This window comes from Burkholderia vietnamiensis LMG 10929, assembly GCF_000959445.1.
In the GTDB taxonomy this organism is placed as follows: Bacteria; Pseudomonadota; Gammaproteobacteria; order Burkholderiales; family Burkholderiaceae; genus Burkholderia; species Burkholderia vietnamiensis.
In genome coordinates this window covers 1978949-1993200 of record NZ_CP009630.1, presented here as the reverse complement: position 1 = coordinate 1993200, position 14252 = coordinate 1978949, and the positions used below count along the sequence as shown (strand labels likewise).

The following is a 14252-nucleotide window of genomic DNA, read 5'->3' as shown; positions in this document are numbered from 1 at the left end:
GGAGCATGCGGGCCGGGAAACTGGATGGATGCGCGGGGCAGCCGGTCAACGGTGCGTGCGACCGTGGGTCAGAAGCACGGGCACACGGCGCGTGGCCGGTGAACCGGAGTCCCGGAACGACACGCCGCCGGACATGTTGCCGAAATTGATGGGGCGGATCTTCAGGGCCATGGCTGCTCTCCGCTTGGATCGATGCTTATTGAACTGACTGGTTCAGTATGGGTAAACGGCGGGCGGCGGGCAAATTAAAAAAACCAATCGGTTCAGAAAGGGCGGGCTATCGGTCCGTGCTGCGCGCGTCGCGGCACTTCAGAGGAGGCGGAGCGCCTGCATGAACGCGCCGACGGCGTCGCTTTCCGCCAGCTCGGGCAGATTGCGTTCGATGCAATAGCCGGCGAAGAACACCGAGACGATCGTGGCGATGGTTGCGGCGGGGAGTGTGTGAGGCTCGGCGTCGATGTTTTCGATGATCTGCGGCATCAGCCGGTGGTGGTACGCGGCGAGCACGTCGCGCACGCGCTCGGACAGCGACGGGAATTCGCGGATCGAATTGACCGAGAAACAGCCGACGCAGCCGCTGTCTTGCGGGTCGCCGAGGCGCAGAAAGCGCTCGATGTTGGCGTAGCCCTTCGGTTCCGCGGTGAGGATCCGCAGCGCGCCACGATGCTCGTAGTAATAGAGCAGGCTGTGCAGAAACAGGTCTTCCTTGTCCTCGAACTCGGAATAGAGCCCGGACTTGTTGACGCCGGTCGCCTGTTCCAGCTGCTGAAGCGATGTGCCGGCGAAGCCGTATTTCCAGAAGACCGGGAGCGCCTTTTCCAACACGCCTTCGCGGCTGAATTTTTTCGGTCTGCCCATGGGGTGGTCATCTCTCTCGAGGTGGGATATGCGGGGATTTTAAACCGAACGGTTTTAAATGGGGGTAAGGGGGTCGTGGGACCGGCCCGTTTGCGGGAGGAGATGGGTTGTGGCTGGCCAGGCTGGGAGGCTTGGAAGCTCGCGTGAGATTCCTGCACACGGCGAATGCGTTGTCCTTTCGTCAGCGCCCCTGGTCTTGCACCAGCTTTCGAAAGTTCGACGCGAGTGACGTGAACGCAATGTGCTTGCAGCACTGAACGCAGGGTTGGTGTCCTGGCGCTCCATTTCGTCCGTGATTTCCAGCCGCGACGTTGGTTTTCACTTCCGGCGTCGGGTAACGAAGCAACGTGCGGTGCAACCGTGCACGCGCGATCTCACGATTTCGTGCCAAGCGATCGCGCAGAAGTAAAACCATCGCGCCTGCTGTCGTGCACGTACCCGTGACCGGACGCAAGAACGTTCAGCAGCCGGCTGGCGACGATAAACAGATGTCTTTCAAGTTACGGCTGCACATTCTTGTGCCGGCTTCAGTTCCTCGCCGGCGCACATATAACTGATCTCAATTCAATCCTGAACGCGCAATACGTGCTCGCGAATACGCGTCGACAGCATCGAGCCGCGCTTGAGCAGGAATTCCATCAGCAGTTGCGGATAATCAGCCCGGACCGCTGCACGCACGGACGGCCGTTCGGCAAGCCGTTGCCGCCAGGCGGTGACCTTGGGCAGGGCCGCGAAGAACCCGAAGTCGTCGATCTGTTCGAACACGTCGAAGTAGCGGAACACCGGCCCGAATGCCGCGTCCACGATGCTGAAATGCGTGCCGCTGAAATACGGGCCAGCGCCGAGCGTGTCTTCGAGCTGCTGGAATCGCGCGCGGATGTCGCGGGTTTTCCCGGCGAGCGTCGCTTCGTCCGGAGCCGTGTAGAAGCCCGCTATGGCGCTGAGCAGTACCGATGCGAACTCGACCCAGGCACGGTGTCGCGCCCGCTCGAGCGGCGCATCGGGATGCAGCGGCGGCGCGAGCGTCTCGTCGAGATAGTCGCAGATCACCGCCGATTCGAAGATGGGCGCGCCATCGACGACCAGCACCGGCGTCTTGCCGAGCGGAGAAATCCTGAGAAACCAGTCTGGCTTGTTGCTCAGGTCGACATCCGTGCGTTCGAACGGCACACCTTTTTCGGTCAGCACGATGACGGCGCGCTGGACGTACGGGCAAAGCACGTGGCTGACGAGGTGGTATTGGAGCGTGCTCATGTCGACGCCTCGCTCCGTCAGGCCGCGCCAAGCGCGAAGCGCTCGCTGCGGCGTACCGCGAGCGCGCCATCGCCGAGCAGCCACAGCGCGACGGACGCGACGATGAGGAACACCGGGTATTCCCAGCCGCCGCCCTGGCTCGTATGCCCCCAGCCATTGGACAAATGCACCCGCGTCGCGCACACCATGATCGGCACCAGCAGCAATGCAACCTGGCGCGCATAGACGCCCAGCACGAGCGCGATCCCGCCGGCGAACTCGGCAGTGAAGACCGGATAGGCCAGGAAGCCGGGGTAGCCGACGCTCTGGAAATACTGCGCGGTGCCCGGCAGGGTAAAGACCAGCAATTTCAGCAGTGAATGGGCGATCCACATGACGCCCAATGCCACTCGGAGCAGCAACGCGCCATAGGCGGCGGCATTGGCATTTGTTGAAATCGATTGATTCATATCGGTACCCATTGCGAGAGTTGGCAAAGCGGGACCGAATTTAGCATTGCGGATATGCTTGAATAATAAGCATAATTACAAAGAGTGAATGCAAAAATGCAATGCACGGGAGACAACTGGATGCCATACAAGCTCAGCGCGGCAGATCTCGAAACGATCCTGGCACTTTTCCGCACGGGCACGCTCGTTCAGGCGGGCGAGCGACTGCAAGTGGATGCATCGACGGTGTTTCGCAATCTGCGGCGAATCGAGCGCGGCCTGCAGCAGCAGTTGTTCGAACGGACCCGTTCCGGCTATCGCGTGAAGGAAATCGGGCTGGCGCTCGCGGAACACGCCGAGCAAGTGGAAGTGCAGGTCGAATCGGCCCGCTCGATCGCCCAACAAGCGCCCGAGCAGGTGGGCGGCACGGTGCGCATCACGACCACCGACACGATCCTGCACGGGTTGGTCGGGCCGGCACTGAAGCAGTTGGAGGCCATACATCCGCGGCTTGCGTACGAATTGCACACGGGCAACGAGATCGCCGACCTCGGGCGCCGCGATGCCGATATCGCCGTGCGTGCGACGAAGGAGCCACCGGAATATCTCGTCGGCAAGCATGTCGGTCCGATCGACGTGGCGCTTTTTGCCTCAAAGCACTACGAGGCCGCGCGTAGTTATGACGACGTCACGGCGGGCAAGGTACGCTGGATCGCGCCGGACGACGCGCTGCCGGGCCATCCGTCGGTCATCTGGCGCAAGCGTCATTTCAGGAAAGTGGTGCCGCACTACAAGGTCAACAGCATCCTGACCGTGATGGAGCTGGTCGCCCTCGGCATGGGCGTCGGCATCCTGCCGACGTTCCTGACCCGCGGCCGCTCCGACCTCGTGCAATTGACCGATGTCCTGCACGACTGCCAGACCGAGCTATGGGTGCTGACTCACCGGGAGTCGCGGCATCTGCGGCGCGTTTCGACGGTGTTCAAATACCTGTCGACGACGTTGAAGATTTGAGCGCGCAAGATGCAGCGCGCCACTCGCCGCGAGTAGACGTGCTATCGATTCCGGGTGCCAAGAACGGGTGAATTCGGCTCCGGTCACGGTTGACACGCTTCACAATCCCGGCGAACGCGTGAGCACACTAAATCTTCGCATTGCGCAAACGTAGCGCGTTTGAAATAACGGATGCCGAACTCAGGCTCATCGCCAGCGCTGCAATCATCGGCGAGAGCAGCAAGCCGGTGAATGGATACAGCGCGCCTGCTGCCAGCGGGACGCCGAGTGCGTTGTAGACAAATGCGAAGCCGAGGTTCTGCTTCATGTTCCGGACGGTTGCCTCGGACAGTTCCCGAGCGCGCGCGATACCACGCAAGTCTCCCTTGACGAGCGTGACTTGCGCACTGCTCATGGCGACATCGGTGCCGGTTCCCATGGCCACGCCGACATCCGCCTTCGCGAGCGCCGGTGCATCGTTGATGCCGTCTCCGGCCATTGCCACAACATGTCCAGCACGTTGAAGCCTCGTCACCAGTTCGAGTTTGTCGGCCGGCTTGACCTCACCATGAAACTCATCGACACCGAGTTTTTCAGCAACAGCCCTGGCCGTCACCACGCCATCGCCTGTCGCCATCACGACGCGGATGCGCTTTTCCCTCAATGTCGCGAGCGCTTCCGGTGTGGTTGTCTTGATTGGATCGGCGACCGCCAACAGTCCGGCCAAGCGCCCATCGACCGACAAGTACATGACGCTGGCGCCTTGTGCGCGCATACGGTCTGCTTCCTGCGCCAGCGGCTCGACGGACACCTGGCCGGCCTGCATCAACGCGGTATTGCCGAGCGCCAGTCGCCGCCCCGCAACCAGCCCGCGCACACCGATGCCTGTCGCAGATTCGAAGGCCTCCGCCCGGTCCAGCGCAAGACCTTGCTCGCGTGCAGCTTTCACGATGGCAGCAGCCAGCGGATGCTCGCTACCCTGGTCCAGACTGGCGGCCAGCCGCAGCACCTCCTCGTCGGTGAATCCATTTGCCGCTGCGGTGCGCTCGAACGCGGGACGGCCCTCGGTCAGGGTTCCCGTCTTGTCCACGATGAGAACGTCGACCTGGCGCAGGTTCTCGATGGCGGCCGCGTCGCGGAAGAGCACCCCGCTCGATGCCCCCTTGCCGCTTGCGACCATGATGGACATCGGCGTTGCAAGTCCGAGCGCGCAAGGGCACGCAATGATGAGCACCGCGACCGCATTGATGAGGCCGAATACCCAGCTGGGCTCGGGTCCGACGAGGCCCCACACGAAGAACGTCAAAACGGCGGCGCTCACGACGCCGATGACGAACACGCCTGCAACCTTGTCCGCCATTCGCTGCATGGGCGCGCGCGAACGCTGCGCCTGCGCGACCATCTGCACGATTTGCGACAACACCGTCTGGGAGCCGACCTTCTCCGACCGGATGACCAGACTGCCGGCCGCATTCATCGTTGCACCAATGACATGGTCTCCGACGCGCTTCGTGACGGGAATGGGCTCGCCGGTAATCATCGACTCGTCCAACGAGCTCGTGCCGTCGGTTACGACGCCATCCACGGGGACTTTCTCGCCGGGGCGAACACGGAGCAGATCGCCCACCTGCACGTGGCCCAGCGGGATGTCTTCTTCGGCGCCATCCGGATTGATGCGGCGAGCCGTCTTCGGGGCGAGGCCCAGCAGCGCCTTGATGGCCGCAGACGTCTGCGAACGCGCTTTCAGCTCCAGCAATTGCCCCAGAAGCGTCAGAGAGATGATCACCGCAGCGGCTTCGAAATACACACTGACACGGCCGTGCGCGCTGTACGTCGCTGGAAACAGGTCGGGAAGGACCGTCGCAATGACGCTGTAAACGTAAGCGGCTCCAGTCCCGAGCCCGATGAGCGTCCACATGTTCGGGCTCCGATTGATGAACGAACGCACACACCGAACAAAAAACGGGAAGCCGGCCCACAGGACGACTGGCGAGGAGAGAACGAATTCGACCCAGTTCTCGGTCGACGACGGCATCAGTTCGACCTGGTGGCCGAACATCGCCAGCATGAAAACGATGGCCGTCAGTGGCAGCGTCCACCAGAATCGATGCCGGAAATCGACCAGTTCGGGATTTTCACCTTCGTCCAGATTCGGCAGGATTGGCTCGAGCGTCATGCCGCACTTCGGGCACTGCCCCGGATGGTCCTGACGGACTTCCGGATGCATCGGGCACGTGTAGATGGTGCCCTCCGGCATAGCAGGCGATGCCGCAGCACTCGATGGCGCGACGTATTTCGACGGAGCCGCTTGGAATTTCGTCAGGCAGGCCTCGCTGCAAAAGAAGTATGGCTTCCCGTCGTATTCACTGCGAAAGCGTGATGTCTGCCTGACCGGCATCCCGCATACGGGGTCGTGGAGTTGCGCCCCCGTACCACCGTGGTCGCGGTCTCCCCCGTGGAGATGCGCATGCGCGTCATCTTCGTGTTCGACGGCATGCTGGTGCCCACGCGTGCCATGGGCATGATGTCCGTCTGACGAGTGCGCTGAAACCGGCTGCTGAGGTGCCCCATCGTCTTCACGTTGACTGTTCATCTTGACGCTCCTTCGCTATCGGCACTGATTCGGTGTTATTCGAACCCGGGTGCGAGCCCCGGCCTCTGTCCTGAGTCAGTCGCAATGCGTTTGCCTGGCCAACTCCGCCAATATCGGGCAATCCGGGCGCGAGTCGCCCTTGCAGTGCTGGGCCAGATACTGGAGTGTGTCGCGCATTTCGACGAGTTCGCGGATACGCTCGTTCAGGTCGTCGATGTGCTGCGTCACGAGCTGCTTGACCTCGCTGCTGGGACGTTCGCGGTCTTCCCAGAGCGCCAGCAACGCCGAAATCTGCGTAGTCGAGAAGCCGAGATGTCGCGCCCGTCGCACGAAGCGGAGGACCTCGACATCCTTGGCCGTGTAGACCCGATAGTTCGATGCCGTTCTCGTCGCGGGCCGGATGAGCCCGGCCTCTTCATAGTGACGAATCATCTTGGCTGAAACGCCGGAAGACTTCGCCACCTCACCGATATTCATGACCGCCTCCTTTGGTGGCCCATTTCGAGCCCCAATGATGCACATTCTTGACCTTCCCACTATGGGAAGGTCAAGGAACCTGACCAGATAGAGAAACAGATTTCCGGCGGTCAAGGTCGTCACTCGAGCACGACGTATCTACACGGGCGAACCACCGGCGTGAACGGACGATGATGCTGTGTCGCTCAAGTCGTTCCTGGCAACGGGCTCGAACCAAGCACGGCCGCTACCATCAGCACGCCGACCAGTACGAGAGATTCCACATGGAGCACCCTGCCGAATCGACGGAGCGGCCTCCCAGGAATCGCTTCCGACGGCTTTTTCAATGTCGACAGAAGCGTGGGCATCTCGAAGAAGCGATTGTGTCCGCCGAGTGCGGCGCCAAGCAGTACGAGCGCCAGCTTGAGCACGAGAACTTGCCCGTAAATCGAGTGCAACAGATTGGCGGGAACGTTGACGCCTCGCCAGCCGTTGTAGGCGCCAGTGCTGAACAGGACGATCAGCGCGTAAGTCGATGCGTCGGAGAGCGACTGCACGAACGATGCGCTGGTCTGCCGTTCGTTTCCCGGGGCATCGAGCAGGCGCGGCATAACCACGTAAGTCGTAACCAGCACCAGTCCGACCCACGCGCTGATGGCAAGCAGATGCAGCCAGTCCACCCATACGGGCAGACTGAACAGCCCTGCGTCGACGGGATGTCCGGCGTTACTGCGCGCCAGCGCGACGCCCGCTAACGCACCCCATATGGCGAACGGCAAGCGGGTTTCGTTTCCCGACCGCAGGAATGCCAGTACGGCTATGCAAAGCGTGAAAAACGCGCCAACCAGCCATGCATGTCCGAACCCGGTTGCCGCAAGCATCGACCACACGGCCGGGCCCGCCTCGACTAACGACGACTCGCTCATCAGCGCGCAATGCGCCCAGAACGACAGCGCGCTTGCCAGCAGCGAGACGATGGACGCCGCTCGAAGCGTGACGACCAGACGCCGGCCGACGCGCTGTTGCCAGGTCGACTCACCGCGCGCAAGCCATTGGCTGCTGAGCAGGGCACCGACGATGACGGCGAAGCCGACGTTCTGGATGGCCACCGATACCAGCCGCAGGATGCCGAGGAACCCGTCGTTCATCACTTCACCTTGAACGCGTATGTGCCCTTGGTCCTGTGCGAGTCGGAGGTCATCACCGCCCATTGCACGGCGTAGACACCCGACGCGAGCTTCGGCACGGCAACGGTCATGACGCGTGGATTGGCAGCATCGACCTTCGCTCTTTCCTTTCCGATGGAGGTGCCGCTCGCGTCAGTGACCTTTATCGTGCTGAAGGTCGGCTCCAGGTCCTCGTTGAAAGTAAGCCGCAACGCTTCCGGTGCGGCGTCGACGACAGCGCCCGACGCCGGAACGGCACTTTCCAGCTTTCCGTGCGCCAATGCTGCGACAGGCACGACTGCGATAGCGCCAGCCGCAGCAAGGCCGGCAAACTGCCTGAATGTGAGAGTCTTCATGTTCTTGCTCGTCTCGAATGGTGAGGGCGGGGCGCGATACAGGCGCCCCGCTGGATGTCCTTATTGCTTCTGCAGCTTCACCACGGTCAGTGCGCCATTCACTTCTTCGGCGACGAAGTCGATCTTGTCGCCGACCTTCACTTGAGACAGCATGGCTGGGTCCTTGACCTTGAAGACCATCGTCATCGCTTCCATGCCGAGGTTCTCGAGCGGACCGTGCTTGATGGTGAGCTTGCCGGCGGCCAGGTCGACCTTCCTGATTTCGCCGTGCGACATGCTGTCCTTCATGTCGGCGGATTGCATGGTTCCACTGCCCATGCTCATGTTGCCCATGTCGCTGGCCGCGTACGTTGCAGCAGCGAAGGTCAGCGCACAGCCCATCGCAATCGAAACGAATGCAGTTTTCATCGTGTGTTCTCCAGAGTTGAGGTGAGGAAATCGACGGCTGGGTCATGCCCGGCCTTGTTGTGTTGTTCAGCTGTCCGGCAACTCGCCGGTGTATTCGTAGGCCACGGTTCCCTTCGGGTGCTTGAACCAGCCCGGGTCGCGGTAGTCGTTTCGGCCGAGGCCCTGTCGCACTTTGACGACCGTGAACATGCCGCCCATTTCCAGCGGGCCGAACGGTCCGGTGCCGGTCATCATCGGCAGCGTGTTGTCGGGCAGCGGCATCTCCATTGCGCCCATCGCACCGCCCGTGCTTCCCATCGCCATGTAATCCGGCACCAGCTTGTTGATGCGCTTCGCGAGGTCTTTCTGCGGAACACCGATGAGATTGGGCACCTGGTGTCCCATCGCATTCATCGTGTGGTGCGACTTGTGGCAATGGAACGCCCAGTCGCCCGGCCGGTTTGCCGTGAATTCGATGGCGCGCATCTGTCCCACGGCGACGTCGGCCGTCACTTCAGGCCAGCGCGCCGACGGCGGTATCCATCCCCCATCGGTGCCGACGACTTCGAAGCTGTAGCCATGCAGGTGAATCGGATGGTTCGTCATCGTCAGATTGCCGAACCGGATGCGGACGCGATCGCCCGCGCGCACAGGCAGCGAGTCGATCCCCGGGAATACGCGCGAATTCCACGTCCACATGTTGAATTCGGTCATCGTGTTGACGCGCGGCGTGTAACTGCCAGGGTCGATGTCATATGCGGACATCAGGAACACGAAGTCGCGGTCTACCGGCATCACCGCCCGGTCCTTCGGATGCACGATGAACGTGCCCATCATCCCCATCGCCATCTGCACCATCTCGTCGGCATGTGGGTGGTACATGAACGTGCCGTGCCGCTCGAGCTGGAATTCGTACACATAGGTCTTGCCGGGCGGAATCTGAGGCTGCGTGAGCCCTCCGACGCCGTCCATTCCGCAGGGCAGCAGCATCCCGTGCCAGTGGACCGTGGTGTGCTCCGGCAGCTTGTTGGTCACGAAGATGCGCACCTTGTCGCCCTCGACCGCCTCGATCGTCGGGCCGGGCGACTGGCCGTTGTAGCCCCAGAGATTGGCCTTCATGCCGGGCGCCATTTCGCGAACGACCGGCTCCGCAGTGAGGTGGAATTCTTTCCAGCCGTTTTTCATGCGCCACGGCAATGACCAGCCGTTCAGCGTCGTCACTGGCGTGTAGGGCCGCCCGTTGGGCGGCTGAAGCGGCGGCTGCGTTGCGGGATGCGCCATCGTCGGCGCTTCGGGCAGCGACGCCGCGCCAGCCTTGCTGACCATCGCGGCACCCAGCAATGCGGCACCCGAGCCGCTCAGGAATGTTCGTCGTGACACCATCTCAATTACCTTCGGACTGCGTGTGCGGCGCCGCGAGCGTGGCTGCGGCCGTCGCTGATTGCTGGGTTGAACGGGCAAAAGCGTCTACTGGACGGTCGGGCGGAGGGAGGCGTCCACCCAGTGCAAGTTGCAGGTCGGTCTCCGCGAGCCAGTAGTCCTTCAGCGCGTCGATATAGCCATTGACCGCATTGACCTGTTCTCGCGAATCGGCAAGCAGGTCGAACGCGCTGGCGAGCATGCCGTTGTAGCGCAGCAGCATCTCGTCGGAGATGGTCTTGCGCAGCGGCACCACCTCGTCGCGGTAATGCCTGGCGATGTCGTAGTTCGTTACGTAGGCGACGTACGATTCGCGGACCTCGGAGCGTGCGTCGACGGCCGTCTGTGCCAGCTTGCTCGCCGATTGCATGTACAGCGCTTCCGCCCGCGCAACCTTGGCACTGCCCCAGTCGAAAATCGGAATCTCGACGCTGATTTCGTAGCCGCGCTCGTGCCCTTTGTCCGTCTCGAAGTTGTTGAGGTAACCGACCTCCAGCGCATTGACGAAACGCGTCGCCTTGCTCAGGCCGAGGGACGTCGCGACACCTTGCGTGCGCAACCTGGCGGCCTGGATGTCGAGCCGGTTCTGCATCGCGAAGACCTCAAGGTCCTTCAGTTCCGGCCGCTCCTTGGGCAAGTCCGGCAGCCGCTCCGGCAAGCTGTATTGCGTCGCCGCGCCCCAAACGCCCATCACGCGAGTCAGCTTTTCTCGCGCTGCAAAGGCCTGTTGCCGCGCCTTCGCAACCTGAGTCGCCGCGTCGGCGTAAAACGCCTGCTCGCGCGCGTAGTCGAGCCGGCTGGCGTTGCCGGCCTGCTGCATCCGGTGCGCCAGTTCTGCTCCGGCACCGGCGGAGTCCTTGACCTGTTCCGCATACTTCGCGGACTGCTCCGCTGCCACGGCGCTCACGTATGCGCGGCGGGCGTCAGCGGCCACTTTGAGCATCGCATCGGCCGTCTCGAGTTTGGTCTGCTCGAAGCGGCGGCTTTCGATGCGCGTGGCCAGCGGCAGAGTCAGGATGGCCAGCACGTTCGCGGAAAACGTGCGCGTGATGCCGAAGTTGTCGCTCCAGTGCGTGCGGCTGAAACTGAAGCCCGGATTGGGGAGGCGACCCGCCTGGACAAGGTCCGCTTCCGAGATTCCCAGCTCGGCGTAGGACGCCTGCAGTCCCGCGTTATTGAGCAAGGCGACCTGGACGGCGTCATCCATGGCAAGCGGTTTTCCGAGCAGTTCGCGCGTGCGTTGCGCGACCGCGTCACGGTCCTGCTCGGTACGGACGAACAGCGCCTCTTTCCCGAGCCGCTCCGATGCGGTGGTCGAGACGGTATTGAAACCGCCATCCCTGGAAAACGTCGTACAGCCGGCGAGCACGACCAGCGCGACGGCACCGGCAATCAACCGAATGGAAATGCGTCGCTCGATCATTGGCCGTCCCTCTCGTGTGTCGAGTGATGACTCGTGTTCGAGGGGCTGCTGGAGGTTGCCTCGCGCTTCGAGCTGGGGCGTGCCGGCGTGACGGCCCGATTTACCTGTTGCCAGGTGGGCGCCTCACCGTCTTCGTACGGCTGGTAATCGTTAAATGCCGACGGGGCGGCAACGGCCGGGACCGACGCTGCCGCGTCTGACGGGTCGGGAACGGACGTCGTAGCGAGGACGAGCGTCGGCAATGCTGCCGCCGCGCCGACCAGCGCTGCAGATAGGATTCGCATGGTTTTTCTCGTCGAATGTCAGCCGGGCGGCCGGAACGCGCCGCCAAAGCGAGATGAACGCCGCAGCACACACGCTGCGACGCGAAGCTCAGACGAGAAGGATTCGGGGAGGCCGCTCGATGCCAGCGGTCAGAAATGACGCGGCTGCGGTAGAAGAGGAAGGGAAGACAGCGGTGAGTGCGGAATCGAACGACCGCGCGACCGACGGCGCGGTTGGCAATCCAGCGCCGACGCAACACGACACGCAGGTCGAGCACGAGTGCGCGTGGTGGGTATCTCCCAGACTGTGCTGGTGCGTGCCGTGGTCAGCTGCCGCGTGTACGTCGGCCGCTTCGTGGTGCTGCTCGGCAAGCGGGTGTCCGGCGCCAGTGGCGAACTCGACGTCTTCGTCCGCATGTGCCGCCGCGCACTGCATTGCAATCGCAGCGAACGACTGAACCGGAAGGCTCAGTGCGAGGAACAGAACGAGGAAGAGTTTGCGCCAGTACGACATGGGGCAAAAGTCTAGCATGACGTGACGCGCGTTGCGATGTCGTCATCGTGACGACGCGTAGCGGCATCCGCGAACCGACATGTCGTCGCCGGCGGGAGCGGCATGCGCTTCCTTAGCCGGTCACAGGTCGCGCCGCGTTATCGAATTGGCGGCAGGTCACATCACGACGGGCTTACTGGATAACTCGTCCTGAGGAGGACGGCGAGACGGGTAATGTTTCTTGAGCAGTTCGGTGACGAGCTCAATCCCGTGTATCGAGCCAGACTCGAAGCTGCCAGCCTTGAATGCGGTTTCCATGGTGCGGCAGACCACTTCCCATTCTTCACTTGTGACGCGCGAATGGATGCCTCGGTCCGCGACAATCTCGACGTCCCGGTCGGCCAGCAGCAAGTAGATGAGCACGCCGTTGTTGTGCTCGGTGTCCCAGACCCGAAGCTCCGAGAACACGTCAATCGCGCGCTCGCGCGCGGTCTGTCCTCGAAGCAACGCGGCGCTATGCAATGCGCCCTCTACCGCGAAGCGCAGCTGGCCCGCGTGCGCGACGTGGCTCGCCTTTACCGCTGCCTCGATCTTCGCCAGCGTCGGTTTCGGGAAGGCGGCGTTGACCCGCCATTTCGTCATGAGCAGGTGCCGGATAACGCGTCGGAAATCCATGATTACCATCTCCCCGACGCGCCACCGCCGCCAAAGCCACCGCCGCCGCCGCGAAAGATGTCTCTTCCAGAACCTTGCCCCCCTGAATGTCCGCCGATGTAGGGGCCGCCGACGCGCATCCCCATCCCGGCGCCAATCAACGTGAATACAAGGGAAATGGCGCCGGCGACGATGGCGACGAGAACCGCGCCCGACAATAGCCACGCGACGAATCCAACTGCGCCTCCGGTGATGACGGCTCCGGCCAGTCTGCCGAAGAGGGTTCTCAGCACACCGCCCGCCACAATCGTCAGCACGAACAACACCGGCAATAGACTGCCGGCGCCTGGCCCCGGAGATTGGCGGGGAGCCGGAAGTGGTTCCCCATCCACCACGCGCATGATGCCGTCCACGCCGGCCGATACGCCGCCGTAGAAATCGCCCTGCCGGAATCGTGGGACGATGATGTCCTCGATGATGCGGTTGCTCGTGGCGTCCGTGAGCACACCCTCCAGGCCATAGCCGACTTCGATACGCAGCGTCCGGTCGTTTTTGGCGATGATGAGCAGAACGCCGTCGTCCACGCGCGTCCGCCCGAGCTTCCATTGTTCGACGACGCGGATCGAGTACTGCTCGATGGTCTCGGGTTGCGTCGTCGGTACGATGAGCACCGCAATCTGGCTTCCCTTGCGTGCTTCGTAATCCTTCAGCGATTGCTCCAGCGTGCTGCGCTGTTCATCGGACAGCGTGCCCGTCGCGTCGGTCACGCGCGCGGAGAGCGCCGGTACAGGCTGCGCCGTCTGACCGACGGCGTTGCTCCACCAAAACAGCACGGCCAAGGCGACCAGCGCCGCGCGAACCATCTTCAATTTGCGGCTCCGCTCGCCGGCCCCGGCGCGGCACCAAAGTCCACCCGCGGCGGCTTGGCGATTTCCGCTTCGTTCGTGACGGCAAAGTTCGGCTTTTCCTTGTAGCCGAACGCCATCGCGGTCAGATTGTTCGGGAACGAGCGAACCGTGATGTTGTAGTCCTGAACCGAGCGGATGTAGCGGTTCCGGGCTACGGCGATTCTGTTTTCGGTACCCTCGAGCTGGGCCTGGAGGTCACGAAAATTCGCGTCGGACTTCAGCTGCGGGTAGTTTTCGGAAACCACGAGCAGCCGGGAAAGAGACGACGTCAGTTGTCCCTGGGCCGCCTCGAACTTTGCGAACGCGGCGGGGTCCGCCAGCAGTTCCGGCGTGGCGCGCATGGCGCCCACTTGCGCCCTGGCTTCGGTCACCCGCGTTAGAACGTCTTTTTCCTGGTTCGCATATCCCTTCACGGTGTTCACGAGATTCGGCACCAGATCGGCACGTCGCTGGTACTGATTGAGCACTTCGGACCAGTTGGCCTTCACCTGCTCGTCTTGGGCCTGTATGGCGTTGTAGCCGCATCCGGACAGCATCACGATGCAGGCCGTCATCAACACCGCAAGACACGCGGCACGAAAAGTCGAAAAGCGTTGCATGT

At 62.6% G+C, this 14252-nt stretch carries 17 protein-coding genes; 2 read left to right on the top strand and 15 right to left on the bottom strand.

The window, feature by feature from the left end; translation table 11 throughout:
• Nucleotides 1–45: 45 nt before the first annotated feature.
• From AK36_RS34555 to AK36_RS08745, 4 genes are all read right to left on the bottom strand, one after another.
• Entirely contained in the window at nt 46–171 is a 126-nt protein-coding gene (locus AK36_RS34555) for a hypothetical protein (protein WP_257785827.1), read from the bottom strand.
• A 138-nt stretch (nt 172–309) separates the two neighbouring features.
• Nucleotides 310–858 (bottom strand): TetR/AcrR family transcriptional regulator, encoded by a 549-nt coding sequence (locus tag AK36_RS08755; protein WP_014724394.1) that lies wholly within the window; start codon nt 856–858, stop codon nt 310–312.
• 564 nt (nt 859–1422) lie between these two features.
• A complete protein-coding gene (locus AK36_RS08750; RefSeq protein ID WP_045578289.1) occupies nt 1423–2112 on the bottom strand; it encodes a glutathione S-transferase family protein in 690 nt (229 codons plus the stop codon).
• Between the two features lie 17 nt (nt 2113–2129).
• The gene (locus AK36_RS08745) at nt 2130–2561 is read right to left on the bottom strand and encodes a DoxX family protein (RefSeq protein WP_045578288.1); all 432 of its coding nucleotides are present in this window, start codon (nt 2559–2561) and stop codon (nt 2130–2132) included.
• A 120-nt stretch (nt 2562–2681) separates the two neighbouring features.
• On the opposite strand from AK36_RS08745, the gene AK36_RS08740 reads away from it, so the two are divergent.
• Complete coding sequence (locus AK36_RS08740) at nt 2682–3554, top strand: LysR family transcriptional regulator (RefSeq protein ID WP_034194855.1); 873 nt, start codon at nt 2682–2684, stop codon at nt 3552–3554.
• A 127-nt stretch (nt 3555–3681) separates the two neighbouring features.
• On the opposite strand, the gene AK36_RS08735 is transcribed toward AK36_RS08740, so the two are convergent.
• The 8 genes from AK36_RS08735 to AK36_RS34225 form a co-directional block, all read right to left on the bottom strand.
• Nucleotides 3682–6126 carry a heavy metal translocating P-type ATPase gene (locus tag AK36_RS08735; RefSeq protein WP_080938629.1) on the bottom strand — a complete coding sequence of 815 codons (2445 nt, stop codon included), beginning with the start codon at nt 6124–6126 and terminating at the stop codon, nt 3682–3684.
• Nucleotides 6127–6201: 75 nt separating this feature from the next.
• Entirely contained in the window at nt 6202–6603 is a 402-nt protein-coding gene (gene cueR / locus AK36_RS08730; protein WP_034194857.1) for a Cu(I)-responsive transcriptional regulator, read from the bottom strand.
• Between the two features lie 185 nt (nt 6604–6788).
• Nucleotides 6789–7730 carry a copper resistance D family protein gene (locus AK36_RS08725; protein WP_011881314.1) on the bottom strand — a complete coding sequence of 314 codons (942 nt, stop codon included), beginning with the start codon at nt 7728–7730 and terminating at the stop codon, nt 6789–6791.
• Nucleotides 7730–8104 carry a copper homeostasis periplasmic binding protein CopC gene (gene copC, locus AK36_RS08720; RefSeq protein ID WP_011881315.1) on the bottom strand — a complete coding sequence of 125 codons (375 nt, stop codon included), beginning with the start codon at nt 8102–8104 and terminating at the stop codon, nt 7730–7732. The genes AK36_RS08725 and copC overlap by 1 nt, the downstream gene beginning before the upstream one ends.
• Before the next feature lie 60 nt (nt 8105–8164).
• Nucleotides 8165–8512 carry a copper-binding protein gene (locus AK36_RS08715; RefSeq protein WP_011881316.1) on the bottom strand — a complete coding sequence of 116 codons (348 nt, stop codon included), beginning with the start codon at nt 8510–8512 and terminating at the stop codon, nt 8165–8167.
• A 66-nt stretch (nt 8513–8578) separates the two neighbouring features.
• On the bottom strand, nt 8579–9874 hold the full coding sequence (locus AK36_RS08710) for a multicopper oxidase family protein (protein ID WP_045578286.1): 1296 nt from the start codon (nt 9872–9874) through the stop codon (nt 8579–8581).
• Between the two features lies 1 nt (nt 9875).
• The gene (locus AK36_RS08705; RefSeq protein WP_045578285.1) at nt 9876–11333 is read right to left on the bottom strand and encodes a TolC family protein; all 1458 of its coding nucleotides are present in this window, start codon (nt 11331–11333) and stop codon (nt 9876–9878) included.
• Nucleotides 11330–11617, bottom strand: coding sequence for a hypothetical protein (locus tag AK36_RS34225; RefSeq protein ID WP_080938628.1), 288 nt, complete (start codon nt 11615–11617; stop codon nt 11330–11332). The genes AK36_RS08705 and AK36_RS34225 overlap by 4 nt, the downstream gene beginning before the upstream one ends.
• Nucleotides 11618–11885: 268 nt before the next feature.
• Here AK36_RS34225 and AK36_RS33700 point away from each other — a divergent pair, with 268 nt between their 5' ends.
• Nucleotides 11886–12125: a hypothetical protein gene (locus AK36_RS33700; RefSeq protein WP_155626686.1), complete on the top strand. Its 240-nt coding sequence runs from the start codon at nt 11886–11888 to the stop codon at nt 12123–12125.
• A gap of 141 nt (nt 12126–12266) precedes the next feature.
• Here the strand turns inward: AK36_RS33700 and AK36_RS08695 are convergent, their stop codons facing one another.
• The 3 genes from AK36_RS08695 to AK36_RS08685 are packed head-to-tail and all read right to left on the bottom strand — an operon-like array spanning nt 12267 to nt 14250.
• Nucleotides 12267–12764 carry a TPM domain-containing protein gene (locus AK36_RS08695; RefSeq protein ID WP_011881320.1) on the bottom strand — a complete coding sequence of 166 codons (498 nt, stop codon included), beginning with the start codon at nt 12762–12764 and terminating at the stop codon, nt 12267–12269.
• A 2-nt stretch (nt 12765–12766) separates the two neighbouring features.
• Nucleotides 12767–13606 (bottom strand): TPM domain-containing protein, encoded by an 840-nt coding sequence (locus AK36_RS08690; RefSeq protein ID WP_371464454.1) that lies wholly within the window; start codon nt 13604–13606, stop codon nt 12767–12769.
• 2 nt (nt 13607–13608) lie between these two features.
• On the bottom strand, nt 13609–14250 hold the full coding sequence (locus AK36_RS08685) for a LemA family protein (RefSeq protein ID WP_014724408.1): 642 nt from the start codon (nt 14248–14250) through the stop codon (nt 13609–13611).
• Nucleotides 14251–14252 lie beyond the last annotated feature (2 nt).